Raw genomic sequence first — 9077 nt, 5'->3', positions numbered from 1 at the left:
CCCCCGGCCAAGGCCCGGCCCCCGTCCGCCGTGTCGCCGTGATCGGCGGCGGGCCCGGCGGCCTCTACGCGGCGGCCCTGCTCGCCCGCCTCGACCCCGCGCGCTCCGTCACCGTCTACGAGCGCGGGGCGCCCGACGCCACGTTCGGCTTCGGCGTCGTACTGTCCGACGAGACGCTCGGCGGCATCGAACACGCCGACCCGGTCGTGTACGCGGCTCTGCGCGAGGCGTTCGTGCGCTGGGACGACATCGGCATCACGCACCGGGGCACCACCCTCACCTCGGGGGGCCACGGCTTCGCGGCCCTCGACCGCCGCCGGCTCCTCGCCATCCTCCAGCAGCGCTGCGCGGACCTCGGCGTACGGCTGAGGTTCCGTACCGCTGCACCGCCCGCCGCCGAACTCGCCGCGTGCCACGACCTGGTGGTCGCGGCCGACGGGGCGGGCAGCGGGACCCGCGCCGCGTACGCCGACGTGTTCGGGCCGACGGTCACCCCGCACCGCAACCGCTACATCTGGCTCGCCGCCGACTTCGCGTTCGACGCGTTCAGGTTCGACATCGCGGAGACCGAGTACGGCGTGATGCAGCTGCACGGCTACCCGTACGCCGGGCCCGCGCGGGAAACCGGAGGGCGGGACGGCGCCGGGGCCAGCACCGTCGTCGTGGAGATGCGGGAGGAGGTCTGGCGGGCCGCCGGGTTCGAGGGCCTCGGCGAGCGCGAGTCCACCGAGCGGTGCGCGAAGATCTTCGCCGGTGCGCTGGGCGGGCGCCCGCTGCGCTCCAACGCCTCCGCGTGGACCGCCTTCCGTACGGTCGTCAACCGGCGCTGGAGCCACGGCCCGGTCGTCCTGCTCGGCGACGCAGCCCACACCGCGCACTTCTCCATCGGCTCCGGCACGAAACTCGCCGTCGAGGACGCCCTCGCGCTGGCCGCCTGCGTCGAGGAGCAGCCGACCGTGTCCGCTGCGCTCGCCGCGTACGAGGCGGAGCGCCGCCCCGTCGTGGAGTCGACGCAGCGCGCGGCGGCGGCCAGCCTGCGCTGGTTTGAGGAGCTCGCCACGTACACCGGGCAGCCGCCCCGCCGGTTCGCGTTCGGCCTGCTCACCCGCAGCCGCCGGGTCACCCACGCGAACCTCGCGCTGCGCGACGCCGCGTTCGTGCGGGCCGTCGAGGACGAGTTCGGCTGCCCGCCCGGCACTCCGCCCATGTTCACCCCGTTCCGCCTCGGGGGCACCGGGGCCGGCGGCGGCGTCGAGCTGCGCAACCGCGTCGTGGTCTCCGCCATGGACATGTACCGCGCACAGGAGGGCGTGCCCGGCGACTTCCACCTCGTCCACCTCGGCGCCCGCGCCCTGGGCGGCGCCGGGCTCGTCATGACCGAGATGGTGTGCGTGAGTCCCGAGGGCCGGATCACGCCCGGCTGCACCGGCCTGTACACCGAGGAGCAGGCCGCCGCCTGGCGCCGGATCACCGACTTCGTGCACACCGAGGCGCCGGGCACGGCGCTCGGCGTCCAGCTGGGCCACTCAGGGCGCAAGGGTTCGACCCGGCTGATGTGGGAGGGCATGGACGATCCGCTGCCCGCGGGGAACTGGCCGCTGGCCGCCGCGTCGCCGCTCCCGTACCGGCCGGGCGTCAGCCAGGTTCCGGCGGAGCTGGACGAGGACGGGCTCGCCGCCGTCCGCCGCCGGTTCGCCGACGCCGCGCGCCGCGCCGCGGACGCCGGGTTCGACGTCCTCGAACTCCACTGCGCACACGGCTACCTGCTGTCCGGCTTCCTCTCCCCGCTGACCAACAGGCGCACCGACCGCTACGGTGGCGGCCTCGACGCCCGGCTGCGCTACCCGCTGGAGGTCTTCGACGCCGTGCGCGCCGCCTGGCCCGCGGGCCGCCCGCTGACCGTCCGGATCTCCGCGGCCGACTGGGCGCCCGGCGGCACGTCCCCCGAGGAGGCCGTAGCGATCGCCCGCGCCTTCACCGAGCACGGCGCCGCCGCGCTCGACGTCTCCACGGGGCAGGTCGTGGCCGACGAGAAACCCGAGTTCGGCCGCTCGTACCAGACCCCGTACGCCGATCTGATCCGCAACACCCTGCACGTCCCGGTGATCGCCGTCGGCGCGATCTCGTCGTGGGACGACGTCAACTCCCTGCTGCTCGCGGGCCGGGCCGATCTGTGCGCGCTCGCCAGGCCGCACCTGTACGACCCGCAGTGGACCCTGCACGCCGCCGCCGACCAGGGGTACGCGGGGCCGGGGGCGCCCTGGCCCGCGCCGTACGCGGCGGGCAGCCGCAAGCCGCCGGGCGGGCGCGAGAGCGACCCGAAGCCGCGCCTCAGTCCGCCGCCGGACCGGGGCGCCGGGGGCGGGCCGCCTGTTCCGCGAGCCCACTCCGCACCTCGCGCACATGGCTGAGCGCGGGCTCCCGCAGCAGAGCGTGCAGCCGGAAGAACACGTCCGCCGACCGGGCGCCGGGCCACCGCCGCGGCAGCAGGGCGGGCGGCAGCCCGGGGTCCGCGTACGGCAACCGCCGCCAGGAGTCCAGCGCGAGCAGGTGGTCCCGGTACGCCTGGGCCGCCGGGGGGTCCCGCCGCGCCTCGCGTCCCTCCCCGCCGTCCTGCCCCTCCGGCACTCCCCGCTCCTCCCACGACCGCAGCACCGGTTCCTGTACGCGCAGGAACTCGGTGTGCAGCCGGGCCAGCGCGTCCAGGTCCCACCAGCGGGCCACCGCGTCCGCCGTCGGCGTGAACCCGAGGTGCTCGCCGTGGAACAGGTCGACGTACGGGTCGAGGCCCAGCCGGCGCAGCGTGCGCAGGGCCTCGTCACGGAAGCGGTCGGGCGCCACCCACACGCCGGGGGCCACCGTGCCGAAGCCGAGCCCGCCGAGCCGGGAGCGCAGCAGGTGGCGCTTGTTGCGCTCGGCCTCGGGTACCGAGAAGACCGCCAGGACCCATCCGTCCCCGGGCCGTGGCTCGGGCCTGGCGAGGATGCGCTCGTCCCCGTCGTCCAGCAGCTCGCGCGCCTCGCGGGACAGGGCGTAGCCGGCCGCGCCGCCGGGGGTGCGCTCCGGGACCAGCAGTCCGCGCCGCTTGAGCCGGGAGACCGAGGAGCGTACGGAGGGCGCGTCCACGCCGAGCGCGTCCATCAGCCGGATCAGCTCGGCCACCGCGAGCGCGGCGCCAGCGGCCGTCCGCCCGTAGGCGCCGTAGAGGGTGACGATCAGGGACCGCGGCGTGTGCTGCGCGGGCCGGAGGAGGTGCGCTTCAGCCACGGGGTCACCTTAGTTCCCTGAGATCACCGGCTCACCCGTCCCCTGACATCACCGGCTCACCCGCCCTGCCGCAGGCGGAAGCGCTGGAGCTTCCCGGTCGGGGTGCGGGGCAGCGCGTCGAGGAACACCACCGCGCGGGGCGTCTTGTAGGGCACCAGCCTGGCCCGTACGAAGGCGCGCAGGGCCTCCGCGGTCTCTTCGCCCGGCGCGGCGCCCGGCCGCAGCACGACATAGGCGGTGACGATCTCGCCCCTGCGCTCGTCGGGGCGGCCCACCACCGCCGCCTCCGCGACGTCGGGATGGGCGAGCAGCGCGTCCTCGACCTCGGGGCCCGGGATGTTGTAGCCGGCCGAGATGATCATGTCGTCGGCGCGGGCCACGTACCGCAAGTAGCCGTCGGCCTCCCGCACGTATGTGTCCCCGGTGATGTTCCAGCCGTCGCGTACGTAGTCGCGCTGGCGCGGGTCCGCGAGGTACCGGCAGCCCACGGGGCCGCGCACCGCGAGCAGCCCGGGCTCCCCGTCCGGCACCGGCGCGCCCGCCCCGTCCACGATCCGCGCCTGCCAGCCGGGCACGGGCAGTCCCGTGGTGCCGGGCCTGATCGCGTCGTCCGCCGCCGCGACGAAGATGTGCAGCAGCTCGGTCGCGCCGATCCCGTTGACGATGCGCGACCCGGTCCGCTCGTACCAGGCGTGCCATGTCGCGGCCGGCAGGTTCTCACCGGCCGACACGCAGCGGCGCAGCGAGCCGATGTCGTACGCCTGCGGGTGCGCGGCCAGTTCGTCGAGCATCGCCCGGTACGCGGTCGGCGCGGTGAACAGCACGGACACCCGGTGCTCCGTGACGGCCGCGAGCAGCTGGCGCGGGTGCGCCTCCTCAAGCAGCAGCGAGGAGGCGCCCGCGTGCAGCGGGAAGACCACCAGGCCGCCGAGGCCGAAGGTGAAGCCGAGCGGCGGGCTGCCCGCGAACACGTCGTCCGGCTCAGGACGCAGCACCTGGCGCGAGAACGTGTCGGCGATCGCGAGGACGTCGCGGTGGAAGTGCATGCAGCCCTTGGGCCTGCCGGTGGTGCCCGAGGTGAAGGCGATCAGCGCGACGTCGTCGGCGGCCGTGTCCACCGCCTCGTAGGGGCCGGGTGCCGCGGCGGCGAGCGTCAGCAGGTCATCGGGGCCGCCCCCGCCGTACGGGGTGATCCGCAGCCCCGGCACGCGGGCCTCGGCCAGGGCGGCCACCGACCGGATGTCGCACAGGGCGTGCGAGACGCGCGCGATCGCGCAGAGCGTGGCGAGCTCGCCCGGCCGGTGCTGCGGGAGCACGGTCACGGCCACGGCGCCTGCCTTCATCACAGCCAGCCAGCACGCCGCGAGCCACGGGCTCGTGGGGCCGCGCAGCAGCACCCGGTTGCCGGGGACCACGCCCAGGCGCTCGGTCAGCGCACGCGCGAGCGCGTCGACGTGCTCCCGCAGCCGGCCGTACGACCAGACCTCGCCCGTGCCGGAGCGGAACGCCGGCCGGCCGGGGCCGAGCCGCGCGGCCGTCCGGTCCAGCAGCTCCGCCCCGCAGTTGAGCCGCCCGGGGCCCGGACTCTCGCCCGGGCGGTCCCGTGTGGGGGCCGCGTCCCGCGCCCCGAGCAGCAGCTCGGGCCACTGGTCGAAGGGGGGCAGTCCGTCGCGGGTGAAGGTGTCGACGTGGGCCGAGGGTGTCAGCCGCATGGTTCACCCCTCGTGGTCGTGGGGTATCCCAACGAGCGTATCGTGAAGGTGACGGCAGTCAATGGTCCGCGATATATGCGCGGGAAGTGGGGCCCGGATGTCCGTATTCTCGCTCGATCCGGCACAGACCGCCCGGTGCGAGGAGGTGCGCGCGCTGGCCGCCGACCGGCTCCTGCCGGTCGCGAGACGCGGGGCACCCGGCCGCGTCAACCGGCCGCTCGTCGCGGAACTCGGCGCCCTCGGCCTGCTCCGGCGGGTCTTCGGCGCGAGCGCGCTCGACCTCTGCCTGCTGCGCGAGTCCCTCGCGTACGGCTGCACCGAGGCGGAGACGGCCCTCGCCCTCCAGGGGCTCGGCGCGGCGGCGATCGCCCAGGCGGGCACGGAGCGGCAGCGCGAGCGGTGGCTGACCGAGGTCGCCGCCGGCCGCGTGGTCGCGGCCTTCGCCCTGAGCGAGCCGGGCGCGGGCTCCGACGCCGCCGCGCTCGCCCTGGCGGCGGCCCCCGACCCGGAGTCCGGCGGCTGGCGCCTGACCGGCGAGAAGCGGTGGATCTCCAACGCGCCCGAGGCCGACTTCGCCACGGTCTTCGCCCGTACCGGCGAGGAGCGCGGCGCGCGCGGCATCACCGCGTTCCTCGTACCCGCCGGGCGACCCGGCCTCACGGGCGAGCACATCGAGATGCTCTCGCCGCACCCCATCGGCTCCCTCGTCTTCGACGGCGTGCCCGTGACCCGGGACGACGTGCTCGGCGAGGTCGGCGGCGGCTTCCGCGTCGCGATGAACGCCCTCAACCTCTTCCGCCCGAGCGTCGGCGCGTTCGCGGTGGGCATGGCGAGCGCCGCGCTGGACGCCACCCTCGCCCACACCGCGGAGCGCACCGCGTTCGGCGGGCCGCTCAAGGACCTCCAGGCCGTCTCCCACCAGGTCGCGGAGATGGCGACGCGCACCGAGGCCGCGCGCCTGATGGTCTACGCGGCGGCGTCCGCGTACGACGCGGGATCGCCGCACGTGCCGCGCACCTCCGCGATGGCGAAGCTGTTCGCCACGGAGACCGCGCAGTACGTCGTGGACGCGGCGGTACAGCTGCACGGCGCCCGCGCGCTCCAGAGCGGCCATCTGCTCGAACACCTCTACCGTGAGGTGCGCGCGCCGCGCATCTACGAGGGCGCGAGCGAGGTCCAGCGCACCGTCATCGCCAAGGAGCTGTACGCATGAGCCTGGAGCGGATCAACCCCGAGAGCCTCTCCCCGGCCACCGGGTTCTCGCACGCCGTGACGGCGCGGGGCGGCACGGTCGTCTTCCTCGCGGGGCAGACCGCGCTCGACGGGTCGGGCGCGCTCGTCGGCGCGACGCTGACCGAGCAGTTCGAGACCGCGCTGACCAACCTCCTCGACGCCCTGGCCGCCGCCGGGGGCGCCCCCGCCGACCTCGCGCGCGTCACGGTGTACGCGACCGATGTCGCCGACTACCGCGAGCGGTCGGCCGAGCTCGGCCGGGTCTGGCGGCGGCTCGCGGGCCGCGACTATCCGGCGATGGCGGTGATCGGCGTGGTCAGGCTCTGGGACGAGCAGGCGCTGGTGGAACTGGACGGCATCGCCGTACTGCCGTGAGGGCGCCGGCTCGACCGCTGGGCGAGCGTCCGCTGTGAGGGCGCCCTGCCGGCCATCGGCAAGAAGGCGAAAGGCCGGCCGTGGCGGCGGCACCCGCCCCGCCTCCGGCCCGACCGGCCGGGCGTACCCCTGCGCCCACCTCGGCTTCAGTGCCCCGGGCGTACCCCTGCGCCCACCTCGGCTCAGCGCCCCGGGTGGCGGGTCTCCAGCATGACGCAGCCGGTACGGGTGCGGTACGGCCCGTGCGGCATGCCGGGCGGTCGGGACGCGAAGTGCCCCGCGGTGAAGGTCCTTTCGAGCGTCAGGTCCTCCAGCTCGCCCTCCAGCAGGTAGACCTCCTCGTAGTACGCGTGCCGGATCACGCCCGCCGCGCTCGTGTCCAGCCCGGGCGCCCAGCGGGCGAGCCGGGTCAGCTCCGCGTCCGATCCTCCTGCGGACAGCACCCGCTCGGTGACTCCCGGCGCTCCCTCGGCCGGGGACCACTCCAGTGTCGACGCGTCGTAGAACTCGTGCTCTGCCTTCATGGGGCGGGTCTCCTCGGTCTGGTGGCCGGACGGCGGGCCCCGCCACTGTGCCACCGCCGCCGTGCCCCGTGTTGCCCTGCTCGCCCATCTCCCGTGCCCGCGTTGTATTCCTATGCTGGATAGCTATGTAAAATAGTTGTTGTGAACGATCACGAGGTGCGCCGGTTCCGTACGCAGATGAAGATCCTCCAGCGGAGACTGCGCCGCGAACTGCGGCCCCTGTACGGGGTGTCCAGGACGGCTTCCCAGGTCCTGGCCGCCGTCGTACGGCTGGGCGGGGCCCCCGGCCCGCGGCGGCTCGCCGACGAGCTCCAGATGACGAGCTCCAACGTCGCCGCCGCGCTGCGCGAACTGGAGGCGGTCGGCTACGTCGAGCGGCGCAAGGACTCCGACGACGCCCGCCGCGTCTCGGTGTTCCTCACCGACCGCGGCGAATCGGTGGTCGCCCATGTCCGCGGCGAGCGGGACACCTGGCTGGGACGCGCCATGGAGACGCTCCTCGACGAGGACGAACAGCGCGTGCTGCTCGCCGCCGGCGCGCTCATGGAGCGTCTCGCCGACTTCGAGCGGGCGCCCCCCCCCGGCGGGGCGGCGGAGGCCGGCGCCGCCGCGCAGGACGCGCCGTGAGCGGGCGGGCGGCAGGGGACACCCGCACGGCGCGCGGCGGGCGGTCCGGCCGGATGCTCTCCTCGCTGTCGGTGCGCAACTACCGCCTCTACTTCTGGGGTTACTCCGTCTCGGTCGTGGGGACCTGGATGCAGACCCTCGCCCTGGCCCTGCTGGTGCTGCGCCTCAGCGGCAGCGGCAGCGACCTCGGCCTGGCCACCGGCGCCCGCTTCCTGCCCCTGGTGATGCTGGGGCCCGCGGCGGGACTGGTCGCCGACCGCTACGACAAACGGCGGCTGCTGTACGTGACCCAGTCGTCCTCGGCCGGGATCGCCGTCCTCTTCGCGGTCCTCACCGGCCTCGGCGCCATCAACGTCCCGACCGTGATCGCCCTCTCCCTGGCGCTCGGGATGCTGACGGTCTTCGACAACCCGGCCCGGCAGAGCCTCATCCCGGAACTGGTCCCGCGCGAGCGGCTGACCAACGCCGTGACGCTGAACTCCGTGTCCGTGAACATGGCCCGCGTGCTGGGCTCGGCGGTGGGCGGCGCGCTGGTCGCCGCCGTGGGCCTGACGGCCTGCTTCGCCCTGAACGCGGTGTCGTTCCTCGCGGTGATCGCCAGCCTGGCGATGATGCGGAAGGCCGAGATGACCGCGGTCGACCGGCCGCCGCGGCAGAAGGGCCAGATCCGCGAGGGACTGCGCTACGTACGCGGCACCCCCGCACTGCTGCTGCCGCTCGTGATGCTGACCGTGACCGGCATGCTCGCCTACGAGTTCCCCGTCACACTGCCGCTGGTGGCGCGCGGCGCCCTGCACGGAGGAGCCGGAACGTACGGGGCGATGGCCGCGATGATGGCGCTCGGCGCGGTCGTCGGAGGGCTGTCCCTCGCGGGCCGCAGCGACGGACAGCGCTCCGGGACGCTGGCCGTGGCGAGCGTCGGATGGGGAGTCGCCATCCTCGCGGCGGCCGTCGCGCCCTCGCTGGGCTGGGAACTCGCGGTGCTCCCGTTCGTCGGCTACGGCGCCATCGCCTTCAACTCGCTGTCCAAGACGGCCATGCAACTGGCCTCGGTGCCGTCCATGCGGGGCCGTGTGATGGCCCTGTGGTCGATGGCGTGGGGCGGCACCACCGTGCTCGGAGGCCCCCTCGTCGGCTGGGTGGGACAGGAGTTCGGCAGCCGGTGGTCGCTGGTCGCGGGCGGCGCGCCGAGCGTGCTCCTCGGGCTGCTGATGCTGCCGGCGCTGCGCAGGAGCGACCGTGCCCCGCGGGCGGGGAACGACGCGTCGGCGACGCTCCCCGGGCCCGCGGGCACCGCGTCCTGAACCGGCGGGGGGGCCGCGCCCCCCCCCCCGGCCCC

Annotated in this window: 8 protein-coding genes; 5 read left to right on the top strand and 3 right to left on the bottom strand. The window is 75.2% G+C overall.

Annotated features, from left to right (window positions below):
* Positions 1-38: 38 nt before the first annotated feature.
* Positions 39-2411 carry a bifunctional salicylyl-CoA 5-hydroxylase/oxidoreductase gene (locus tag LCE31_RS31595; RefSeq protein ID WP_225020475.1) on the top strand — a complete coding sequence of 791 codons (2373 nt, stop codon included), beginning with the start codon at positions 39-41 and terminating at the stop codon, positions 2409-2411.
* Here the strand turns inward: LCE31_RS31595 and LCE31_RS31590 are convergent.
* Together LCE31_RS31590 and LCE31_RS31585 are read right to left on the bottom strand one after the other, a co-directional pair.
* Complete coding sequence (locus LCE31_RS31590) at positions 2332-3267, bottom strand: PaaX family transcriptional regulator (protein WP_225020473.1); 936 nt, start codon at positions 3265-3267, stop codon at positions 2332-2334. The genes LCE31_RS31595 and LCE31_RS31590 overlap by 80 nt on opposite strands.
* 56 nt (positions 3268-3323) lie before the next feature.
* On the bottom strand, positions 3324-4979 hold the full coding sequence (locus LCE31_RS31585; protein WP_225020471.1) for an AMP-binding protein: 1656 nt from the start codon (positions 4977-4979) through the stop codon (positions 3324-3326).
* Between the two features lie 97 nt (positions 4980-5076).
* On the opposite strand from LCE31_RS31585, the gene LCE31_RS31580 reads away from it, so the two are divergent.
* Both LCE31_RS31580 and LCE31_RS31575 read left to right on the top strand, forming a co-directional pair.
* Positions 5077-6192 carry an acyl-CoA dehydrogenase family protein gene (locus LCE31_RS31580; RefSeq protein WP_225020469.1) on the top strand — a complete coding sequence of 372 codons (1116 nt, stop codon included), beginning with the start codon at positions 5077-5079 and terminating at the stop codon, positions 6190-6192.
* The gene (locus tag LCE31_RS31575; protein WP_225020467.1) at positions 6189-6587 is read left to right on the top strand and encodes a RidA family protein; all 399 of its coding nucleotides are present in this window, start codon (positions 6189-6191) and stop codon (positions 6585-6587) included. The genes LCE31_RS31580 and LCE31_RS31575 overlap by 4 nt, the downstream gene beginning before the upstream one ends.
* Before the next feature lie 182 nt (positions 6588-6769).
* On the opposite strand, the gene LCE31_RS31570 is transcribed toward LCE31_RS31575, so the two are convergent.
* Positions 6770-7111 carry a cupin domain-containing protein gene (locus LCE31_RS31570; RefSeq protein ID WP_225020465.1) on the bottom strand — a complete coding sequence of 114 codons (342 nt, stop codon included), beginning with the start codon at positions 7109-7111 and terminating at the stop codon, positions 6770-6772.
* A 141-nt stretch (positions 7112-7252) separates the two neighbouring features.
* On the opposite strand from LCE31_RS31570, the gene LCE31_RS31565 reads away from it, so the two are divergent.
* A complete protein-coding gene (locus tag LCE31_RS31565; protein ID WP_225020463.1) occupies positions 7253-7738 on the top strand; it encodes a MarR family winged helix-turn-helix transcriptional regulator in 486 nt (161 codons plus the stop codon).
* Positions 7735-9042, top strand: coding sequence for an MFS transporter (locus LCE31_RS31560; protein WP_225020460.1), 1308 nt, complete (start codon positions 7735-7737; stop codon positions 9040-9042). The genes LCE31_RS31565 and LCE31_RS31560 overlap by 4 nt, the downstream gene beginning before the upstream one ends.
* Positions 9043-9077: the final 35 nt, after the last annotated feature.

This window comes from Streptomyces sp. 8L (genome assembly GCF_020176795.1).
Classification (GTDB): Bacteria; Actinomycetota; Actinomycetes; order Streptomycetales; family Streptomycetaceae; genus Streptomyces.
This window is presented reverse-complemented; position numbering and strand designations above follow the sequence as displayed.